Annotated in this window: 20 protein-coding genes; 3 read left to right on the forward strand and 17 right to left on the reverse strand. The window is 66.9% G+C overall.

What is annotated here, in order from left to right:
- Positions 1 to 87 precede the first annotated feature (87 nt).
- A complete protein-coding gene (gene recA / locus ARGLB_RS03040) occupies positions 88 to 1,140 on the reverse strand; it encodes a recombinase RecA (RefSeq protein ID WP_003798759.1) in 1,053 nt (350 codons plus the stop codon).
- Between the two features lie 210 nt (positions 1,141 to 1,350).
- Entirely contained in the window at positions 1,351 to 1,590 is a 240-nt protein-coding gene (locus ARGLB_RS03045) for a DUF3046 domain-containing protein (RefSeq protein WP_003798761.1), read from the reverse strand.
- A 42-nt stretch (positions 1,591 to 1,632) separates the two neighbouring features.
- Between ARGLB_RS03045 and ARGLB_RS03050 the strand changes: the two genes are divergently transcribed.
- On the forward strand, positions 1,633 to 2,139 hold the full coding sequence (locus ARGLB_RS03050; RefSeq protein ID WP_003798763.1) for a MarR family winged helix-turn-helix transcriptional regulator: 507 nt from the start codon (positions 1,633 to 1,635) through the stop codon (positions 2,137 to 2,139).
- A gap of 147 nt (positions 2,140 to 2,286) precedes the next feature.
- Here ARGLB_RS03050 and ARGLB_RS03055 read toward each other — a convergent pair whose 3' ends face one another.
- From ARGLB_RS03055 to ARGLB_RS23950, 8 genes are all read right to left on the reverse strand, one after another.
- Positions 2,287 to 2,739, reverse strand: a complete 453-nt coding sequence (locus ARGLB_RS03055; RefSeq protein ID WP_003798764.1) for a helix-turn-helix domain-containing protein — start codon at positions 2,737 to 2,739, stop codon at positions 2,287 to 2,289.
- Between the two features lie 169 nt (positions 2,740 to 2,908).
- Positions 2,909 to 3,394 (reverse strand): CinA family protein, encoded by a 486-nt coding sequence (locus ARGLB_RS03060; protein ID WP_003798765.1) that lies wholly within the window; start codon positions 3,392 to 3,394, stop codon positions 2,909 to 2,911.
- The gene (pgsA, locus tag ARGLB_RS03065; RefSeq protein WP_003798767.1) at positions 3,391 to 4,062 is read right to left on the reverse strand and encodes a CDP-diacylglycerol--glycerol-3-phosphate 3-phosphatidyltransferase; all 672 of its coding nucleotides are present in this window, start codon (positions 4,060 to 4,062) and stop codon (positions 3,391 to 3,393) included. Before pgsA ends, ARGLB_RS03060 begins: the two co-directional genes overlap by 4 nt.
- 65 nt (positions 4,063 to 4,127) lie before the next feature.
- Complete coding sequence (locus ARGLB_RS03070; RefSeq protein WP_043417781.1) at positions 4,128 to 7,016, reverse strand: FtsK/SpoIIIE family DNA translocase; 2,889 nt, start codon at positions 7,014 to 7,016, stop codon at positions 4,128 to 4,130.
- 84 nt (positions 7,017 to 7,100) lie between these two features.
- Positions 7,101 to 8,792 carry a ribonuclease J gene (locus ARGLB_RS03075; RefSeq protein WP_003798770.1) on the reverse strand — a complete coding sequence of 564 codons (1,692 nt, stop codon included), beginning with the start codon at positions 8,790 to 8,792 and terminating at the stop codon, positions 7,101 to 7,103.
- Positions 8,793 to 8,836: 44 nt separating this feature from the next.
- On the reverse strand, positions 8,837 to 9,745 hold the full coding sequence (gene dapA, locus ARGLB_RS03080) for a 4-hydroxy-tetrahydrodipicolinate synthase (protein ID WP_003798773.1): 909 nt from the start codon (positions 9,743 to 9,745) through the stop codon (positions 8,837 to 8,839).
- 77 nt (positions 9,746 to 9,822) lie between these two features.
- Entirely contained in the window at positions 9,823 to 10,695 is an 873-nt protein-coding gene (locus ARGLB_RS03085) for a carbon-nitrogen hydrolase family protein (protein WP_003798775.1), read from the reverse strand.
- A 9-nt stretch (positions 10,696 to 10,704) separates the two neighbouring features.
- Positions 10,705 to 11,139 carry a hypothetical protein gene (locus ARGLB_RS23950; protein WP_003798777.1) on the reverse strand — a complete coding sequence of 145 codons (435 nt, stop codon included), beginning with the start codon at positions 11,137 to 11,139 and terminating at the stop codon, positions 10,705 to 10,707.
- 200 nt (positions 11,140 to 11,339) lie between these two features.
- Here ARGLB_RS23950 and ARGLB_RS03095 point away from each other — a divergent pair, with 200 nt between their 5' ends.
- Positions 11,340 to 11,834 carry a dihydrofolate reductase family protein gene (locus ARGLB_RS03095; RefSeq protein WP_003798779.1) on the forward strand — a complete coding sequence of 165 codons (495 nt, stop codon included), beginning with the start codon at positions 11,340 to 11,342 and terminating at the stop codon, positions 11,832 to 11,834.
- A gap of 143 nt (positions 11,835 to 11,977) precedes the next feature.
- Entirely contained in the window at positions 11,978 to 13,213 is a 1,236-nt protein-coding gene (locus tag ARGLB_RS03100; RefSeq protein WP_043417782.1) for a heparan-alpha-glucosaminide N-acetyltransferase domain-containing protein, read from the forward strand.
- A 22-nt stretch (positions 13,214 to 13,235) separates the two neighbouring features.
- Here the strand turns inward: ARGLB_RS03100 and ARGLB_RS03105 are convergent, their stop codons facing one another.
- The 7 genes from ARGLB_RS03105 to ARGLB_RS03135 form a co-directional block, all read right to left on the reverse strand.
- Positions 13,236 to 13,724 (reverse strand): hypothetical protein, encoded by a 489-nt coding sequence (locus ARGLB_RS03105; protein WP_003798782.1) that lies wholly within the window; start codon positions 13,722 to 13,724, stop codon positions 13,236 to 13,238.
- 4 nt (positions 13,725 to 13,728) lie between these two features.
- Entirely contained in the window at positions 13,729 to 14,487 is a 759-nt protein-coding gene (gene dapB / locus ARGLB_RS03110; RefSeq protein ID WP_003798784.1) for a 4-hydroxy-tetrahydrodipicolinate reductase, read from the reverse strand.
- A 117-nt stretch (positions 14,488 to 14,604) separates the two neighbouring features.
- Positions 14,605 to 15,105 carry a molybdenum cofactor biosynthesis protein MoaE gene (locus ARGLB_RS03115; protein WP_003798786.1) on the reverse strand — a complete coding sequence of 167 codons (501 nt, stop codon included), beginning with the start codon at positions 15,103 to 15,105 and terminating at the stop codon, positions 14,605 to 14,607.
- Positions 15,095 to 15,622 carry a MogA/MoaB family molybdenum cofactor biosynthesis protein gene (locus tag ARGLB_RS03120; RefSeq protein WP_003798788.1) on the reverse strand — a complete coding sequence of 176 codons (528 nt, stop codon included), beginning with the start codon at positions 15,620 to 15,622 and terminating at the stop codon, positions 15,095 to 15,097. Before ARGLB_RS03120 ends, ARGLB_RS03115 begins: the two co-directional genes overlap by 11 nt.
- A complete protein-coding gene (gene moaC, locus ARGLB_RS03125) occupies positions 15,619 to 16,113 on the reverse strand; it encodes a cyclic pyranopterin monophosphate synthase MoaC (protein WP_003798791.1) in 495 nt (164 codons plus the stop codon). The genes ARGLB_RS03120 and moaC overlap by 4 nt, the downstream gene beginning before the upstream one ends.
- Positions 16,101 to 17,405 carry a molybdopterin molybdotransferase MoeA gene (locus ARGLB_RS03130; RefSeq protein WP_139023233.1) on the reverse strand — a complete coding sequence of 435 codons (1,305 nt, stop codon included), beginning with the start codon at positions 17,403 to 17,405 and terminating at the stop codon, positions 16,101 to 16,103. Before ARGLB_RS03130 ends, moaC begins: the two co-directional genes overlap by 13 nt.
- A 66-nt stretch (positions 17,406 to 17,471) precedes the next feature.
- Positions 17,472 to 18,893 (reverse strand): molybdopterin-dependent oxidoreductase, encoded by a 1,422-nt coding sequence (locus tag ARGLB_RS03135; RefSeq protein ID WP_083839583.1) that lies wholly within the window; start codon positions 18,891 to 18,893, stop codon positions 17,472 to 17,474.
- Positions 18,894 to 19,099: the final 206 nt, after the last annotated feature.

Below are 19,099 nucleotides of genomic sequence, written 5' to 3' on the forward strand. Positions count from 1 at the left end.
GCGTCCCGGTCCTCAGCGGGTTCCGGGGCGGGTCCTGCTGTGCGGTCCCCTCCGGCCTTGGCGAAGGCCGAAGAGGACCGGCGATTGCTAGAAGCCGTCAACGGCCTTCAGCTTCGGTGAGGCTTCAGCATCGGCCGCAGGCTTGGTTCCCACCCCGAGCTTTTCCTTGATCAGCCGTTCCAGTTCCGCAGCGAGTTCCGGATTGTCACGCAGGAAGCGGCGCGAGTTCTCCATGCCCTGGCCGAGCTGGTCACCGTCGTACGTGAACCAGGACCCGGACTTCTTGATAATGCCGTGCTCCACGCCCATGTCGATGATGCCGCCCTCGCGGGAGATGCCCTGGCCGTAGATGATGTCGAATTCGGCGATCTTGAAGGGCGGGGCCATCTTGTTCTTGACGATCTTCGCCTTGGTCCGGTTACCGACCGAATCGGCGCCTTCCTTCAGGGTCTGGATGCGGCGGACGTCGATGCGAACGGACGCGTAGAACTTCAGCGCCTTACCACCGGTGGTGGTTTCCGGTGAGCCGAAGAACACGCCGATCTTTTCACGCAGCTGGTTGATGAAGATGGCAGTGGTCTTGGTCTGGCTGAGCCGGCCGGTGATCTTTCGCAGGGCCTGGCTCATGAGGCGTGCCTGCAGGCCGACGTGGCTGTCGCCCATGTCGCCTTCGATTTCCGCGCGCGGCACCAGGGCAGCCACGGAGTCGATGACCACGATGTCCAGTGAGCCGGAGCCCACCAGCATGTCCATGATCTCCAGGGCCTGCTCACCGGTGTCCGGCTGGGAGACCAGCAGGGCGTCCGTGTCCACGCCGAGCTTGGCCGCGTATTCGGGATCGAGGGCGTGCTCGGCGTCGATGAAGGCGGCGATGCCACCGGCACGCTGGGCGTTGGCCACGGCGTGCAGGGCAACGGTGGTCTTACCCGACGATTCCGGTCCGTAGATTTCTACGACGCGCCCGCGCGGGAGGCCTCCGATTCCGAGTGCGACGTCCAGCGCGATGGAGCCGGTGGGGATGACCTCGATGGGGGCGCGTGTTTCGTCGCCCAGCCGCATGATCGATCCCTTGCCGAACTGCTTGTCAATCTGCGCGAGCGCTGCTTCAAGCGCTTTTTCACGATCCGGGGCTGCCGCCATGGTTCACACCTCTAATTGCTTTCTCGCTTTGGAGGGGCCTCAGCGGCCCTTTGTCTGTCATCACCGACGCTAGCGCCACCCGCTGACATTCTTCCCGGGCAAGCGTGCGTATGTGGATAACCCGCTGCCAAAAGCATAGCCGCACCCGAACAGATATTCGAACAATCGGTCGGCGTGTCAGCAGCTTCCCGGGCAGGGGTCGGGAGCCCCTCAGATCAGGTCTGGGCCGCCTTGGCGGGGCGTGATGTCGCGGCCGAGGCGACGCTCCTCGGGGACGTCCTGCACGTCGCACACCGCAAGCCAGACGTCGCGTGGACTGACGCCTGCAGCGAGGGCCTGGTTCGCCGTCCGACCGCCTACGCCTGCAAGGACGAGGGAACCGCCCAGCACGCGCGAGTACCCGGCCCCGAATTCATCGTCCATCAGCCGCCAGAAATCACTAATCCTCACTCAATACAGTCTCTCACGGGCGCTGACTCTAGAATGGTTGCCATGAGCAACCCCGCTGAAGCCCCCGGAGCCGCTGCCCCCTTCGAGGACACGCTTGATACGGCACTGACCAACGTGGAGCATCAGATCAGCCTTTTCTGGCGTCGGGCCCGGTCCGTTTCCCAGCAACTGTCCCGCGAGGTCCACCCGGATATGGAGCCCGCCGCCTACGGCCTGCTCACAGTCATCCGCAAGAGCGGGCCCATCCGTCTGACCGAACTCGCATCCTGCATCGGCGTCGGCAAGCCCTCTGTCAGCAGGCAGATCGCGTTCCTTGAAAGCATCGGCCTGGTGCTCAAGGAAGCCGATCCCCTGGATGGCCGGGCGCAAACTATCAGGCTCACCGCCGAAGGCGAGGAGAAGATGCACCAGGTGCAGGATGCCAGGCGGCAGGTGTTCCGGGAGCGCCTGGGCGAATGGCCGGTGGAGGATCTTGAGGCACTGGCTGCCTACATGGCCAAACTCAACGCCACGTACGAACGTGACGGGTTTCCCAAGGACGGCGTCTAAGCACCACGGCGGATCCTAGCCATCGAGGCGCCGCTGGACAGCAGAGCGCCTCTGGACAGCAGGGCGCGATTGGACTGGCACGACGAAGGCCTCCGGCACTGCCGGAGGCCTTCGCTGTAGTTCCGTGGTCCGGATTACCGGATCCAGTTACCGGGCGCCCGAAAGCATTTCCGTTGCCAGTTCGTTGTTGAGCTCGCTGCTCAGGTCGCGCTCAAGGTCCCGGCCGTAACGCTGGGAGAATTCCTGCGGGACGGTATCCGGCACGGCAACGCCTTCAGCGACGGCAACGCGGTCGCTGACCTCGCGGAGCATGCTGGAAAGAGGTACATCCAGCGCCGAGCAGATCGAGGACAGGAGTTCCGAGGACGCTTCCTTCTGGCCGCGTTCCACTTCACTGAGGTAACCCAGGGATACCCGGGCGCTGTGCGACACTTCGCGGAGGGTACGCCCTTGACGCTGGCGGACATCGCGCAGAACATCACCAATTTCGTGACGAAGTACAACCATCTTGCGCTCCTTCTGTTCGCTCTTGGCCTGATCGGCGAGGCCCACGTCCTTCCAGCGGACAACGCCGTTTACGGACACGGGCTGCTTTACCATCTGTATCGCCTTGCTCCCTCATGCTTTCGATTCACTGTGACGTGAACCGCATTTGTTCTCTTCATCCTAGGCGCCTCCCTCAAGGAGAGGCGACACAATGTGACAACTATTCGGAATCGCTTTTTGTTCCCCGCAACCTTACTCCCGGTAGCTTAGCGCAGTCATGGGCTCAGCCCAGCGCAGCGAGTGCCTCCTGCAGACGCTCCAAAGCGGCGCCACAAGCCAGTCCGCGGATCTCTGCCCGGGTGCCCTGGAAGTTGTAGGGAAAGGTCTGCACACCGTCTGCGGTGGCGACGCCCACGAACACCGTTCCCACGGCCTTGCCGTCGTGCGCCTCGGGCCCTGCTACGCCTGTGGTGGAGACGGCCAGGTCCGCGGCGCAGACGCGCCGGGCGCCTTGCGCCATGGCGGCAGCAACCGCTTCGTCCACCGAGCCGACGGCGTCCAGCAGGTCCTGCGGAACGCCAAGAACGTCCCGCTTCACGGTGTTGTTGTAGGAGACCACGCCGCCCTGCAGCATGGCAGACGCCCCCGGGGTATCGGCCAGGACAGCGGCCACCATTCCGGCGGTGAGTGACTCGGCGGTGGCGACGGTTACGCCACGCCCGACGGCCGCTGCCACGGCCTCTCCGGCGATCCGGTGCAGATTCGTCACGGCTGGCCTTCCTGGTTTGGGCTGTCCTGGTTGGGGTTATCCTGGTCCGCAGCCCGCCGGCGCAGCCCCTCCGACCTGACTTTCAGCGCCTGGATAACGTATTCGACGCCGGTCCAGACCGTGATCAGCACGGCAGCGAGCATGACCGCAAAGGCCACCCAGGTCAGCCACGGGGCGATGGGTGCCAGCGGAAGAAGGTAGAGGAAGATCGCCACGGTCTGGACGACAGTCTTGAGCTTGCCGCCGCGCGATGCCGGGATGACGCCGTAGCGGATCACGAAGAACCGCAGCGCCGTGATGCCCCACTCACGGACCAGGATCACGATGGTGATCCACCAGGGCAGCTCGTTCAGGACGCACAGCATGACCAGCGCGGAGCCGGTCAGAAGTTTGTCCGCGATCGGGTCGGCGATCTTGCCGAAGTCGGTGACCAGTCCCCTGCTGCGGGCGATGTCGCCGTCGAGCTTGTCCGTGTAAATCGCGACGGCGAACGCCGCCACTGCTGCCCAGCGCCAGGCACCGGATTCGCTGCGCAGGCCGGGGGCGTCGGCGATGAGGAACCACACGAAGAACGGCACCAGCACAATGCGGAGCATCGTGAGGATGTTGGGGAGATTCCAGATACCGGAGCTGTTGGAGCCGGCCGCGGTCGCTTCGGTGCTTGTCACCCTTCTAGGCTACCGTCTTCGGCGCTACCAAATCCTTGTTCACCTTACGACTGCCGTCTTTAGGACTAGCGGCCGGTAAGGGACCAGGCGTCCTCCGAACCGTCCTCGTCGTCACCGGCAGTGTCGGCGCCGTCGTAATACTCGATGCTCTGGGTGCGGTTGTCCAGGTCCGCGGCAACGAGGTCCTCCGCGTAGCCGCCCTGCGCGATGTTGGCGTTGGCGTTGTCGCTGAGCGCGGCAGTCTGCGAATCTGCCGTCGCCGGAGCCTCCTGGCCCTTCATCGCAGCCAGCACCGCGGCGAGGTCGTCCGGCTTGACCAGCACATCGCGGGCCTTGGAACCTTCCGACGGGCCAACCACGCCGCGTGATTCCAGCAGGTCCATGAGGCGGCCAGCCTTGGCGAACCCGACGCGGAGCTTGCGCTGCAGCATGGACGTCGAGCCGAACTGGGTGGTGACCACCAGCTCCGTGGCCTGCAGCAGCACTTCGAGGTCGTCCCCGATGTCGTCGTCGATCTGCTTCTTCTGCGCTTCGGGTGCGACGTCATCACGGTACACGGCCTGGAGCTGGCCTTTGACGTGTTCTACCACCTTGTGGATTTCGGACTCGGTGACCCAAGCGCCCTGCACACGCATCGCCTTGGAGGCACCCATCGGAAGGAACAGGGCGTCACCCTGCCCGATCAGCTTTTCCGCACCGGGCTGGTCCAGGACCACGCGGGAGTCGGTCACGGACGAGGTGGCGAAGGCCATGCGGGACGGCACGTTGGCCTTGATCAGGCCGGTGACCACGTCGACGGACGGGCGCTGCGTGGCGAGCACCAGGTGGATGCCGGCGGCTCGGGCCAGCTGCGTGATCCGGACGATGGAGTCCTCGACATCGCGCGGCGCCACCATCATCAGGTCTGCGAGCTCATCGACGATCACCAGGAGGTAGGGGTAGGGCCGGATGACGCGCTTGGAGTCCACGGGCGGCTGGACTTTGCCGGCGCGCACTGCCTTGTTGAAGTCGTCGACGTGCTTGAACCCGTAGTTGGCGAGGTCGTCATAGCGGGCGTCCATTTCGCGGACCACCCACTGCAGCGCCTCGGCTGCCTTCTTGGGGTTGGTGATGATCGGCGTGATGAGGTGCGGCACGCCTTCGTAGGCGGTGAGTTCCACGCGCTTGGGGTCCACCATGACCATGCGGACCTCGTCGGGGGTGGCGCGCATCAGCAGGGACGTGATCATGGAGTTCACGAACGAGGACTTACCGGCACCGGTGGCACCGGCCACCAGCAGGTGGGGCATTTTCGCGAGGTTGGCCACGACGTAGCCGCCCTCGACGTCCTTGCCGACGCCCATGACCATGGGGTGGTCGGTACGGCGGGCGTTCTGGCTGCGCAGGACGTCGCCGAGCGACACTGTTTCACGGTCCGTGTTGGGGATTTCGATGCCGATGGCGGATTTGCCGGGAATGGGGCTAAGGATGCGCACGTCACTCGAGGCGACCGCGTACGAGATGTTTTTTGACAGCGCGGTGACCCGCTCCACCTTGGTGCCGGGAGCCAGTTCGATTTCGTAGCGGGTCACGGTCGGACCCCGGCTGAAGCCGGTTACGGTGGCGTCCACGTTGAACTGCTGGAGCGTGTCCGTCAGGGCGGCCACGACGGCGTCATTGGCTTCCGTGCGCTCCTTGGGAATGGAGCCGGGCGTCAGCACGTCGGACGACGGCAGCGTGTACGTGACGTCGCCCGCCAGCGACAGCTGCTCTGTGCGCTGCGGAATGGGGGTGGGCAGCGGCGCAGGCGCCACAGGTTTGGCAGGCACCTGCACGGCAGCACCGGGAGTTGCACCCGGTACAGCGGCTGCGCCGGCCATGCCCGGCGTCACCAGCGGAATGGCCTCGGTGGCGTTCTCGGCGTCGGCGCCCTTGGTGCCGAGCCCCTGGGCTGCCTTGATCTTCTCGACGGCGATCTCCGCCTGGGTGGGCCGCCGGACGCCGGGGGCCACGGCAGGGGTTCCCTTGCTGGCGCCCGGTGACGGGTCGTCGTCGTCGATCACGGCGTGCTCAAAGGCTTCGTCTCCGACGTAGCCCTCCAGCCGGGGATCGGCTTCCTCATCCTTGCCAAAGAGCCGCTTGCGCTTCTTCTTCGGCGCGGGACGGCTGTTTTCGTCCAGGTAGCTGCGGTCGTGGGCGTCGCCGTCGTTTTCCTGGAGGTCGACGCCCATCAGGTGCTCGTAGGCACCGCGCAGCCGCCGAGGAATCGCACCGAACGGCGTGGCCGTCACGATGAGCACGGACACGAAGGCCAGCAGCCCGTACAGGACCACCGGGACAGCGGGGTGAATGGCGGCCAGCGGGGAGGCTGCCAGGAATCCGAGCATGCCGCCGGCCTGCCGCAGCCCATCGAAGCCCTCGCTGACGGTCGGCTGGCCGCCCACGATGTGCGCGATGCCGCAGCCTGCGAACGTCATGATGAGGAAGCCGATGCCCACTCGGTTGTTTCCGCGGCCGTCCACGGGCTGCCGGAACAGCCTGCAGGCGCACACGAAGAGCATGAGCGGCAGGACCAGCGACATCCAGCCGAATGTGCCGTTGACCACGGCGTAGACAGCGTCCGGGAACCAGCCGCGGAGACCCCACCAGGCGAAGGTAGCGATGAAGACGGCCAGGGCCAGGTTGAACAGGGCAGCCCCGTCACGGCGGTCCTCGGGTGCCAAGTCGCTGACGTCCTGGCCAATGCGGCGCACTCCCCCGCCCACCAGGTGGCCGATGCCCAGCCAGGCCCCGCCGGCCACGCGCAGCAGCCAGGGCTGCCGGTGTTCGACGGCGGGAAGCTGGCGTGTGCGGGCACTGCCGCCGGACGATCCGGACCGGCCGGATTTGGCCGCCGAGGAGCCGCTGCGGCCTGCGGGTGCGCCCGTTTTACTGCTGGAGGTACGTTTTGGCGCGGGGGAAGTACGAGTGGCCATATCTGCCACGGTACTCCACCGCGGCCGCGGAACCGCGGATTTCCGGGCTGCCGGGGGCTGTGTTCAACCCCTGGCCACCCGTGGTTAGGCCTCCAGGACCACCGGGATGATCATGGGGCGCCGGCGCAGCTTGCGGTTAACCCAGGTGCCCACGATCCGGCGGACGATCTGCTGCAGCTGGTGGTTGGTGTGGTCAGCGTTGCTGAGCACCGCCTCCTCCAGTGCGGCGTTGATCTTGGGAATGATGTCGTCGAAGACTGAGTCGTCCTCGGCGACGCCGCGGGCGTGGATCTCGGGTCCGGAGACAACCTTGCCATTCGCCCGGTTGATGACCGTGATGATGGAGATGAAGCCCTCATCGCCCAGGACACGGCGGTCCTTGAGGTCGGCGTCAGTGATTTCGCCGACGCTGGAACCGTCCACATACACGAAACCGACCTCGACCTGGCCCACGATGTCGGCCTGGTGGTCCTTCAGGTCGATCACGGTGCCGTTGTCTGCAAGCAGGATGCTCGCTGTCGGAACTCCCGACTCCTCCGCGATCTTGCCGTTGGCGATCAGGTGGCGCGTCTCGCCGTGCACCGGCATGGCGTTGAGCGGCTCGAGGATGTTGTAGCAGTAAAGCAGTTCCCCTGCCGCGGCGTGGCCGGACACATGGACCTTGGCGTTGCCCTTGTGGATCACGTCGGCGCCGAGCTTCAGCAGGCCGTTGATGATGCGGAAGACGGCGTTCTCGTTGCCGGGAATGAGGCTGGAGGCAAGGATGACCGTGTCGCCCTGGCCCACCACCACGCGGTGGTCTCCGTTGGCCATGCGTGAAAGCGCGGCCATGGGCTCGCCCTGGGAGCCGGTGGACATCAGCACCACGCGGTTGTCGGGCAAAGTGTCGATGTTCTTCAGGTCCACCAGGATGCCGTCCGGCACGTGCAGGTAGCCGAGCTTGGCGGCGATGGCCATGTTCCGCACCATGGAACGTCCCACGAAGGCGACGCTGCGGCCGTGCTTGGCCGCGGCGTCCAGGACCTGCTGGACCCTGTGGACGTGCGAGGAGAACGATGCGACGATGATGCGCTTGGTGGCTTGGCCGAAGAGCCGGTCCAGGGTGGGACCGATCTCCTTCTCGGCGGTGGTGAAGCCCGGAACGTCGGCGTTGGTGGAGTCGGACATGAACAGGTCCACGCCTTCTTCGCCCAGCTTGGCGAAGTGCCGGAGATCGGTGATGCGGCCGTCGAGGGGAAGCTGGTCCATCTTGAAGTCGCCCGTGTGCAGCACCGTGCCGCCGGCCGTGCGGATGAAAACGGCCAAGGCGTCCGGGATGGAGTGGTTGACAGCAACGAACTCGCACTGGAAGGGCCCGAACTGCTCCACCTGCCCCTCGGTGACGGAGAGCGTGTAGGGCTTGATCCGGTGTTCCTGCAGCTTGGCCTCAACCAGCGCCAGCGTCAGCTGGGAGCCCACGAGCGGAATGTCGTTGCGGAGCCGCAGCAGATACGGAACGGCTCCGATGTGGTCCTCGTGGCCGTGCGTGAGGACCACGGCGACGATGTCATCGATCCGGTCCTCGATGTAGGAGAAATCGGGCAGGATCAGGTCAACGCCGGGCTGGGTTTCCTCGGGGAAGAGGACACCGCAGTCGACAACCAGCAGTTTGCCGTCGATTTCGAACACAGCCATGTTCCGGCCAATCTCGCCCAGCCCGCCCAGCGGAACAATCCGCAGGGTGCCTTGGGGAAGGCGGGGAGGCGTAACGAGGCCGGGGAGGGCTACTTGGGTCATAATGCACTTCTTTCCAGACGGAAGAGAGTGCCGGTCTTAGTCCGTCAGGAAAAGACCAGCCCTCCTTCCGCCAAGTCCTCGCGGATGGTTTCGATCTCGGCTTCGTCCGGCTCCACGAGGGGCAAGCGGACAATCGAGTTGGGCAGGACTCCCTGCCATTTAAGAATTTGCTTCGCGGCAACGGCACCCTGGACACGGGTCATCGTTGCGCGCACTACCGGTTCAAGCTCGAAGTTGATCTTGCGGGCCGTTCCGAGGTCGTTCGCGTTGATCGCGTCGATGAGCTCACGGAAGCGGCGGGTGGCGACGTGCGTGGTGACACCCACCAGGCCGACGGCGCCCAGGGCCATCCACTGCAGGGTCAGTCCGTCATCGCCGGAGTAGAAGGCAAGGTCAGTCTCGGCCAGAACGCGGGTGGCCGCAGCGAAGTCGGCCTTGGCGTCCTTGACGGCCACGATGTTCGGGTGCTGGGCCAGGCGGATCATGGTGTCCGGCGCTATCTCGATGGACGACCGTCCGGGGATGTCGTAGAGCATGACAGGCAGGTCCGTGGCGGATGCGACCGTCTCGAAGTGCGCCCGGACACCGGCCTGGCTGGGCTTGTTGTAGTACGGCGTGACGATCAGCAGGCCGTCGACGCCCAGCTTCGCGGCTTCCTGGGACAGGTGCACGGAGTGCGCGGTGTCGTTGGTTCCGGTGCCGGCGATAACGGCGGCACGCCCGCCAACGGCTTCCATCACGGCGCGGAACATTCCGAGGTTTTCCTCGTCGGTGAGGGTGGACGTCTCGCCGGTGGTTCCCGTGACAACGAGGCCGTCGCAGCCGTCGTCAACGAGCTTGCTGGCCAGTTCCGCGGCCTGCTGGTAATCGACCTTGCCGTCAGTGGTGAACGGGGTGACCATGGCGGTCAGGAGGGTGCCCAGGGCAGGAATGTTCGCGGAAGTGTCAGCCATGGGAAAAACGTTACCCTGTCACGTGCAGGTTAGGACAATGGCCGTCGCGTGATGAACGTCAAATTCCGGCGCGAACGCTAGCCGCGGTACCGGTCCAGGGAACCCCGCCGCAGGACCGCGGTGACCACTTCCGTCCCCACACCGCCAGCCTGTTGCATCGCCAGCCCGTCCGGCCCCCAGAAACCACTCAGGCCGCAGGATGGCCCCAGCGGCGTTTGGCCACCGAGGTTGGCAAGGACGCCGTACATGCGGTTGTCCATGGCCCGCGCTCCAAGATGCAGCCCCAGCCGGTGGCCTTCGTCCTGCGTGTAGAGCGCCGAGACGGCATACACGTCGGCTCCGGCAGCAGCAGCAGCAGCCCCGGAGTGCGCCGGATGGGCAGCATCGAAGCAGATGGCCAGGGCGACCTTCCAGCCGTCCACGTCCAGCAGGAGCGGCTCCTGCTCTAGTTCAGACCCCTGCTCCGGCCCGAACCTCTGTCCTGCTTCGATCCCCAGCCCTCCTTCGAACCTCTTCCCTTTTTCGAATCCGGGCCCTGCTTCAAACAGAGACTCCTCGTCGCCGTGCAGGTGCGTCTTGAAGCCAGCCTCTTCCGCGCCGTTCGGGTGGATAGCGAGGGAGGCGAGCCGGGGCGTCCCGTCCGGCTCCCGAAACGGCGCGCCGACGACGGCGGTGATGCCCGTCCTGCGGCAGATCTCCCGGATGGGGTCCAGACGAGGATCCCCGGGCGCCACCCACTGGCCCCCGTCCGGCTGGCCCCCGCCCGAGTGGTCGCTGCCGCGGAGCAGCCGCAGGTTGTACCCCGTGAGGGAGAGCTCGGGAAACACCACCAGCCTGGCACCGTGCGAGTCGGCGTCCTCGATGAGGCGCACATGCTCAGGCACATTCGCGTCAATGCCGCCGTCCAGGGCCGCGTACTGGATGGCGGATACAGTCAGCGGTCCGGTCACGAGCCCATCCTAGGCGGGGTCTGCCCCCGAGCAGTACCGCTCTACGGCCAGCTCCCGCAACGATTCGGCCCATAGGGTGAGGCGCTGCGCGGCGCGGACATAGTGGAACAGCTCCGTGGGCGTCAGTGCATCGATATCCGTTTCCGACAGCCGGCGTGCCAGTTCCGCACCCGGCGCCTGGTCGGAGAGCGCGACGCCTTCCCGGCCCCACTGGATGTCCTCGGCAGGCTCCCCCGCCACGAGCTGCCGAAAAAGAAAGTCCACCACGCCGGGGCTCATCGCTTTCAGCGGATCACCCTTCACCGGATCACCCTTCACCGGATCAACCCGGAGCGGGTCAGCCCGGAGCGCAGGGGCCTTGAGGGGGTCACTCCTGAGCCGGTGCCCGCCCGGCTCGCGCCCTTCCAGCTGGTGGCCTGCCGGGCGCCCTGATGACTTCTTCATGCCGGCAATACTATTCGAACATATATTCGAATACAAGGTTGCGCCCAGACCAATCCTGAATCAGGGGTACGACAGTCGGTAGTCCACGCCGTGTCTTGGCCTGCCCCGCGGTCTAGTCCTGTCCCGCCGGATCCCCGAGTGCTTGACTGGAAGCTACGACGGCGACCTGCCGCCCTACGCCGTCAGCTGGAGGTGCCCGAATGCGCAAGATCATCCTGATGATGTCGGTGTCCCTGGATGGATTCTTCGAGGGGCTGGACCGGGACATCAGCTGGCATGTGGTGAACGACGAACTCCTTCGCCACCTCAACGAGCGGTTCCGGACGATGGGTGCCTTCATGTCCGGGCGCATCACCCATGAGTTGATGGCCGGTTTCTGGCCCACGGCCGACCAGAATCCCGGCCTCTCGGCGCCCATGGCCGAGTTCGCCGGGATCTGGCGGGAGATGCCAAAGTACGTGTTTTCGCGGACCCTCACCCGGGCCGCCTGGAACACGACGGTGATTCACGACGTCGTGCCTGAACAGATCGCGGAACTGAAGGCCCAGCCCGGCGGCGACATCGCCCTTAGCGGCGCCAATGTGGCGTCCGCCTTCATGCGGCAGGGCCTGATCGACGAGTTCCGGATTCTCGTTCATCCCGTGGTTCTGGGGCGCGCGCGCTGTCGAAGACCCCGATATCGGGGTGAGCCTTAAGCTCGAGGGAACGCGGTCGTTCGGCAACGGCGTTGTGTTGCTTCATTACTCGAGCAACGGTGACTCGAGCGACGGTGACTAAGGCCCGAAGCCAGCCGTTCACGAAAATCAGGCCTGCACAGCGGATATGAGACGATCACATCATGACCTCGCGGAGCACGGCTGCATCGTCCAAGACAGCTAAGAGGCCGGCGTCCGGCGTCCGATTGGCCGGTATCGATGCTGCCCGCGGTCTGGCCCTCCTGGGCATGATGGCCACGCACCTGCTCCCGACCTTCGAGGCCAATGCCGCACTGACCCCGACGTGGGTGGGCCTGACGTTCTCCGGCCGTGCCGCCGCCCTGTTTGCCGTGCTCGCTGGCATTGGGCTCGCCCTGTCCACCGGCAAGCAACAGCCTCTTGACGGCCCCGCACTGACGGCGGCACGGCGCGGCATCGCGATGCGCGCCCTGGTGATTGCCGTCGTCGGGCTGGCGCTCGGCGGGCTTGACGTCAACATCGCGGTGATTCTGGTGCATTATGCCGTGCTGTTCCTGTGCATTCTGCCGTTCATCGGGCTGCGGCTGAAGGCCTTGTGCGGCTGGGCAGCAGGTTGGATCCTGCTGTCCCCGTTGCTTGCCTTCCTGCTTCGGCCCTGGCTCATGGCCGCAGATCCGCCGCTGCAGCTCAACCACAACCCGGGGTGGGAGGACTTCACCACTTCGGGCCAGCTGCTGGGCGACCTGTTCCTGACGGGGTACTACCCGGTATTCCTGTGGATTTCGTATCTGCTCGTGGGGCTCGTCATCGGCAGGCTCGCGCTGACCGCGGCAATAGTTCCGGTGTTGCTGCTGCTCGGCGGCACGGCCGTGGCGGCATTCTCCAAGGTCCTGGGCACAGCGGCGATGGAGCAGTGGGGCGGCCGCGCCGCCCTCCAGGAGATCCTCACGGACCCCAGCTATCCGTTGGACAGCCTCCTGCAGGTCAACCTCGCCGGTGTCCGGCAGGAGGGATCGTGGTGGTGGCTTGCCGGCAGCGCGCCCCATTCCGGAACCACCCTGGACCTGCTGCATACCAGCGGCGTGGCGGCCGCCGTCGTCGGCCTTTGCCTTCTGGTGGGCAGGCTGGGGCAGTGGCTCGCGCTGGACCTGCTGCTTCCGCTGCGGGGACCGGGTGCCATGACGCTGACGCTGTACACCGCCCACGTTTGCGTGGTGGCGTCGTTCCATCTCAAGCCATTGCCCGTGGGCTGGACCGAAGACGGGATGTACTTCGCACACGCGGCATTGGCCGTGATGATCGGGATGGTCTTCGTAATCCTGAAATGGCGAGGTCCGCTGGAATGGCTCGGGCATGCCGCCAACCAGGTGGGCCGGCACCAGCCCGCCAGGATCCGGTAACTTGCGGGCCGGGATCCGGTAGCTACCGGGCCAGTGCGTCGCCGGAGGCGCGGAACAGCCGCACGGCATCCCGCATGGAGGAACGTGCCCGTTTCCGGTCACCCGACGCGTCGTAGGCGCAGCTGAGCCGGAACCAGGACCGCCAGTCGTCCGGGGCGGCTTCTGTTTCCGCCCGGTACTTCTCGAACTCCTGGTCGGCGGCAGCCCGGATGATCCGGCCGGCCGGCGTGCGTGGCAGGTTGTCCTCCGGCAGGCCGCCTTCGGCCTCCAACACACGTGCCATCTGCTCGGTCCGGGCGCCGAAAAGGAGTTCCCGGATCAGGGCCCAGGCGCCAATCACCGGCAGCACGAGGTACGCCGCGCCGATGGCTTTGGCCACGGCCTCGGCGTCGGTCAGCAGCAGGACGGAGCGCTGGAAGGACACCACGAGATAAAAGACCAGCAGGAGCGTCACAGCGCCTACCCAGATCTTGGTGCGGTTTGTCCTCAGCCAGCCAAGAAGCGGTTTCACCGGGTTACAGCCCCAGGTCCAGGTAGCCGTCCAGGCCGACGGTGAGCCCCGGGTGCGCTGCGACGTTCCGCACGCCCAGGAGCACGCCGGGCATGAAGGAAGCCCGGTCGAAGGAATCGTGACGGAGCGTCAGCTGCTCCCCCGGGCCGCCGAGCAGGACTTCCTGATGCGCCACGAGTCCCCGGAGCCGGACGCTGTGCACGCGCACGCCGTCCACCTCGCAGCCGCGGGCGCCGGCCAGTTCAGTGGTGGTGGCATCGGGGCTGGGGCCGACGCCGGCCGCCTCGCGTTCCGCTGCCACCAGCTGGGCGGTGCGCACGGCGGTACCCGACGGCGCGTCCACCTTGTCCGGGTGGTGGAGTTCGATGATCTCCACGGATTCGAAGTACTTGGACGCCTTGGCGGCGAATGCCGAGGTGAGCACGGAGCCCAGGGCGAAGTTGGGTGCAATCAGCACACCGACCTCCGGGTGGCCGGCCAGCAGGGTCTCCAGCGACTCCAGCCTGCCCAGGTCCCAGCCCGTGGTGCCCACCACGGCGTGCATGCCGTTTTCGACGGCGAAGCGGACGTTCTCCTCGGTGCTCTCCGGAACGGTGAGGTCGACGACGTACCGGGCGCCGGCGTCGACCAGGGAATCGAGGGAGTCACCGCGTCCCAGCGCGGCGACGAGCTTCATGTCGGGAGCGGCCTCCACAGCTTTGACGGCCTCGGCGCCCATGCGCCCGTTTGCGCCCAGAACGGCGACAGGAAGTTGTTGGGTCATGGATTCAACACTACCGTTCGGGGGACCGCCGGACGGAACCGGAGCGCATGCGTTACCTCACGCGTGTGCCCTCCAGTCCCCTGCGCTGCGGTCCGTTTACTCCCCGGCGCTGTGCCCCTACTCCCCGGCCCCGACCCACTCAACGGTGCCGTCGCTGAAGAACTGTTCTTTCCAGATCGGCACCTGCGCCTTGACCCGGTCCACCAGCTCGGAGCACACGGCGAAGGCCTGCCCGCGGTGGGCGGCCGATACCGCGCAGACGAGGGCGGGGTCGCCGATTTCCAGCGGGCCCACCCGGTGCGCGACCCAGATCCGGACCGGAGGAACCGCGCCGGCACCATCAGCACCGCCAGACGCAGCGCCGTCGGCGCCAGCCGCCCCGGCCTGCTCCGCCACCAGCTGCGCCACGACGTCGTCCAGCACCTTCCGTGCCGTGGGGTGGGCGGTGTAGCTGAGCCGGTCGACCGGCTTGCCGCCGTCGTGGTTCCGGACAACGCCGCTAAAGCTGACCACCGCTCCGGCAGTCTCCGACTCCACGGCGGCGATGGCCTGGTCCACGGAGATGGGTTCGCTGCTAAGCACTGCGGTTACTACTTCGAACGAAGCCTCAGTGGCCATGTCCGCCCTCCAACTGGTCGCATAGGTGCCCGATCACCGGATCCAGGACGGAGAGACCGTCCATGACCCCCTTGGGTGATCCGGGCAGGTTGATGATGAAAGTCCGGCCGGCCGAACCGGCATGTCCGCGGCTCAGCATGGCATGGGGCGTCTTCGCCGTTCCGAACTGGCGGATGCCCTCCATGATGCCGGGGATTTCACGGTCCAGGAGCGGCAGCGTCATTTCCGGCGTCTGGTCGTCCGGGCTCAGGCCGGTCCCCCCGCTGGTGATGACGACGGCGGGTTCCTGGGTCAGGAGCGCACGGATCGCCGCGCCCACCGGTTCACCGTCGGGCACCACCATGACCGGGTACGGCACGAAGCCGTGTTCGGCGAGCCAGTCTGTGATGACGGGCCCGGTCTCGTCCTGGTAGACGCCGGAGGCGGCTCGCGTTGAGGCAATGACGACGCCGGCCTTCCGGCCCTGCACCTCGCCGTGTACGTGCGGTGCCGCGGTATTCGAAGGATGGTTGCTCACAGGGCCCAGTCCCCGCTCTTGCCGCCGCTCTTGGCCAACACCTTGATGTCCGTGAGCACGGCGTGCTTATCCACGGCCTTGATCATGTCGTAGACGCTCAGCGCCGCCACGGAGGCAGCAGTCAGTGCCTCCATTTCGACGCCGGTCACGCCGCGCGTCTTGACGGTCGCCAGGATGTCCACCGTCTCGGGTCCGAGTTCGAAGTCGACGGTCACCTTGGAAATCGGGAGCGGGTGGCACAGCGGGATCAGCTCAGGCGTTTTCTTGGCTGCCATGATCCCGGCAACCCGGGCAACGGCCAGTGCGTCGCCCTTGGGCAGGCCGCCACTGCCCAGCAGAGCCAGGACCTCGGCGGTGCTGCGGACCGTCGCCGTGGCCGTGGCCTCGCGCGTGGTCTCCGGTTTTCCTGAGACGTCCACCATCTGGGCTGTGCCGTCACGGCGAAGATGGGTCAGGGCGCCGTGGTCATTATCTGCAGTCACAGCATCCATACTTCCACCTCGGCGCCCTCGTCGAGAGCGGCGGTGCCCACTGGTACGTGGACCAGGGCATTCGAGTGGGCCAGTGCCTGCACCAAATGCGAGCTTTCGCCGCCCTGCAGCCGGACTGTACCGTCAGCCTGCAGGGACCCGCGCCGGACCTGGTGCTTGCCCGGCGGGGAAGACAGCGACTGGGCCAGCCGTGCCCGGACCGCGGGCCTGGGCGCGGGCGCGCCAAACAGTTCGCCCAGCACCGGGCGGAGGAACATTTCAAAGGAGACGAGGCAGCTGACGGGGTTCCCCGGAAACGCAAGGAGGGGGACGCCGTCGAACGTTCCCAGCCCCTGGGGGCCGCCGGGCTGCATCGCGACATGCTGGAAGGCCACGTCCTGGCCATCCATGGCCTGCCGCACCACCTCGTACGCGCCCTTGCTGACTCCCCCGGTGGTGACAATCAGGTCCACCGCGGACGTGTGGGTGCGCAGCAGCGTCCGCAGGGCGTCCGGGCTGTCGGCGGAAATGCCGGCCCTGGTCACATCAAGCCCTGCCTGCCGCAACGCGGATTCCAGGAGGGTGCCGTTGGCGTCGTAGATCTTGCCGTCGCCCAGCGGTTCCCCGGGTTCCACCACTTCATCGCCCGTGGTGACGAGCAGGACCGATAGCTGCTTGCGCACCAGAACCTCGGGCAGGCCCAGCGCGGCGAGCAGGCCCAGCTGCGCCGGGCCCAGGCAGGTGCCCGCGGCCAGTGCCTGCTGGCCGGCGTCGATGTCGCTCCCGGCGGCGCGAATGAACGTCCCGGCTGCCGTGGCCGGCAGTCTCACCTCAGCCTCTTCCCCTGCCGCCGGAAAGATGGAGGGGACGGCCCGTTCAACGGGTACGACGGCGTCTGCCCCGTCGGGCACCATGGCACCGGTCATGATGGGGACGGCGGTGCCCGGCTGCAGGGGCGCGGGTTTCGCGCCCGCGGGCACCGGAGCCGCCACGCGCAGGTCCGCCCCGCCGTCGGGCACATCGCCGGAGCGGATGGCAAAGCCATCCATCTGGGAGTTCGGAAACGGGGGCAGGCTCAACGGCGCGGTGATGTCCTCCGCCAGTCCCCGGCCCAGCGCCTGGACCAGCGGCAGCCTTTCAGTCCGTTCCGGGGACAGCAGCGGTTCGAGGAGCTCCCTGACCGCCCGCCGGTGGTCTGCAACGCTCCGGTGGGCACCGTGATCGTGCGTGCCGTGTTCGTGGGTGCCGTGTTCGTGGGTGCCGGCGTCGCCGGAGGGTGGGGCGGCAGCGCCGGCAGCGCCGGCGTGGGGCATGGCGGATCGTACGGCGCTATCGCCGTGCGGCTGCGAATGGCTGTGCATGGTCCGGCCTTTGGTGGGCTACGTTTTCACGTCCACTCTAATGGTGTGGAAGCCCGTGGCGCCGTCCGGTGCCACCGAACGCTGTTCCTCCGTCTGTTCGGTGCCTTGGAGGTCCGTGGCCCGCACCTGGACCTCATGCTGCCCGGGCTGAAGGTCAATGCCGAGCTGCCACTGGTACCACGTGTCCACCGAGATGCCCGGAGCGAGCCTGGCCGGCTGCCAGTCGCCCCGGTCCACGCGCAGCTCGATCTTGCCGATTCCGGTGTGCTGTGCCCAGGCCACGCCGCCGAACACCACAGTCCCGGGCTGGATAAAGGCGCCATTCCGCGGCACGTCGATGCGGGATGAGATCTTGATGGGGCCGCGCTCGGACCAGCCGCGCGGTGTCCAGTAGGCAACGTCGTCGGCGAACCTGGTGACCTTGAGCTCGGTGAGCCACTTGGTCGCCGAGACATATCCGTACAGTCCGGGGACGATCATCCGCACGGGGAAGCCGTGTTCGAGCGGGAGCGGCTCGCCGTTCATGCCCACGGCGAGCAGCGCATCACGGCGGTCGGTGAGCACCTCCAGCGGCGTGCTGGCCGTAAAGCCGTCCGAGCTTCGGGACAGGACCATGTCCGCGTCCGGCTTGGGACCGGCCATGGCCAGCAGCTCCCGTACCGGCCAGCCAAGCCAGCGGGCATTGCCGATCAGGTCGCCGCCTACCTCGTTGGACACGCAGGCGATGGTCACGTGCCGCTCGATGAAGGGCTTGGCCAGCAGGTCCTCGAAGGAGACCTCGACTTCCCGTTCCACCAGCCCTGTGACCTTAAGCCGCCACTCGCGGGAATCGAGCACCGGAACGGACAGTGCGGTGTCAATGCGGTAAAAGTCAGGGTTGGGTGTGACCAGCGGCGCCACCCCGGCCAGCCGGATGTCGGCGCCGGCCGGAATGGGCGGTGCCGGGGACTGCGGTGCGGGCAGCCGCAGGGTCCGGCGGACCTCGTTGACGCCTGCGGCCCCGCCCCGCCAGACGGTGACGACGGCGCCGCCCACCAGGACGCCGGCCGAGGTGCCTCCCAACAGCTGGAAGAAGCTCCGCCGGGCCGGCCCCGGGTCAGTATCCCCGCCACGGTATGTGGCAGCCAGGCCCCTGACCAGTTTTAGCAGCACCGCCGTTCCGATCCCGGCCGCAAGGAGCGGAAGAACGACGGCGGCGGCGGTCACCTGGGCGCGGGTCAGGACCGCGGCCAGGCCCACGACGCCGAAGACGGCAAAGACGGCGGCACCCGCGAAGCGCCGGCGCAGCTCGAGGACACCTGCCGCGGCGGCGAAGATGGCGATTCCCAGCGCCATGCCGGCCAGCAGGGCAAGCTTGTCCGCTGTTCCGAAGAGGGAAACAGCCCAGTCCTTGACACCCGGCGGGACCGCGTCGATGACGGCGCCGCCCAGGGCAGTCATGGTTGAAAGTGAAGGACTGACGAAGCCGGCGATGAGTTCGCTGGCGACGAGTCCGGTGCCGGCTGCCACAACGCCTGCGGCCGCCGCCCACCGGCGCCGGTGCCGGTTTGGCTCATGGGAACCGTTCACCCTTCCAGCATAGGTTCATCAGCGCTTTCCGCCACCGCCGTCATCCCTGGCCGCTGCGCGTCGCCGGACGCCGCAGC

This window comes from Arthrobacter globiformis NBRC 12137 (genome assembly GCF_000238915.1).
Classification (GTDB): Bacteria; Actinomycetota; Actinomycetes; order Actinomycetales; family Micrococcaceae; genus Arthrobacter; species Arthrobacter globiformis.

Coding starts and splice junctions, on each gene's coding strand:
- recA (WP_003798759.1), bottom strand. CDS start 1,140: ATGGCGGCAGCCCCGGATCGTGAAAAAGCGCTTGAAGCAGCGCTCGCG.
- ARGLB_RS03050 (WP_003798763.1), top strand. CDS start 1,633: ATGAGCAACCCCGCTGAAGCCCCCGGAGCCGCTGCCCCCTTCGAGGAC.
- ARGLB_RS03055 (WP_003798764.1), bottom strand. CDS start 2,739: ATGGTAAAGCAGCCCGTGTCCGTAAACGGCGTTGTCCGCTGGAAGGAC.
- ARGLB_RS03070 (WP_043417781.1), bottom strand. CDS start 7,016: ATGGCCACTCGTACTTCCCCCGCGCCAAAACGTACCTCCAGCAGTAAA.
- ARGLB_RS03075 (WP_003798770.1), bottom strand. CDS start 8,792: ATGACCCAAGTAGCCCTCCCCGGCCTCGTTACGCCTCCCCGCCTTCCC.
- dapA (WP_003798773.1), bottom strand. CDS start 9,745: ATGGCTGACACTTCCGCGAACATTCCTGCCCTGGGCACCCTCCTGACC.
- ARGLB_RS23950 (WP_003798777.1), bottom strand. CDS start 11,139: ATGAAGAAGTCATCAGGGCGCCCGGCAGGCCACCAGCTGGAAGGGCGC.
- ARGLB_RS03095 (WP_003798779.1), top strand. CDS start 11,340: ATGCGCAAGATCATCCTGATGATGTCGGTGTCCCTGGATGGATTCTTC.
- ARGLB_RS03100 (WP_043417782.1), top strand. CDS start 11,978: ATGACCTCGCGGAGCACGGCTGCATCGTCCAAGACAGCTAAGAGGCCG.
- dapB (WP_003798784.1), bottom strand. CDS start 14,487: ATGACCCAACAACTTCCTGTCGCCGTTCTGGGCGCAAACGGGCGCATG.
- ARGLB_RS03115 (WP_003798786.1), bottom strand. CDS start 15,105: ATGGCCACTGAGGCTTCGTTCGAAGTAGTAACCGCAGTGCTTAGCAGC.
- moaC (WP_003798791.1), bottom strand. CDS start 16,113: ATGGATGCTGTGACTGCAGATAATGACCACGGCGCCCTGACCCATCTT.
- ARGLB_RS03130 (WP_139023233.1), bottom strand. CDS start 17,405: ATGCCCCACGCCGGCGCTGCCGGCGCTGCCGCCCCACCCTCCGGCGAC.
- ARGLB_RS03135 (WP_083839583.1), bottom strand. CDS start 18,893: ATGACTGCCCTGGGCGGCGCCGTCATCGACGCGGTCCCGCCGGGTGTC.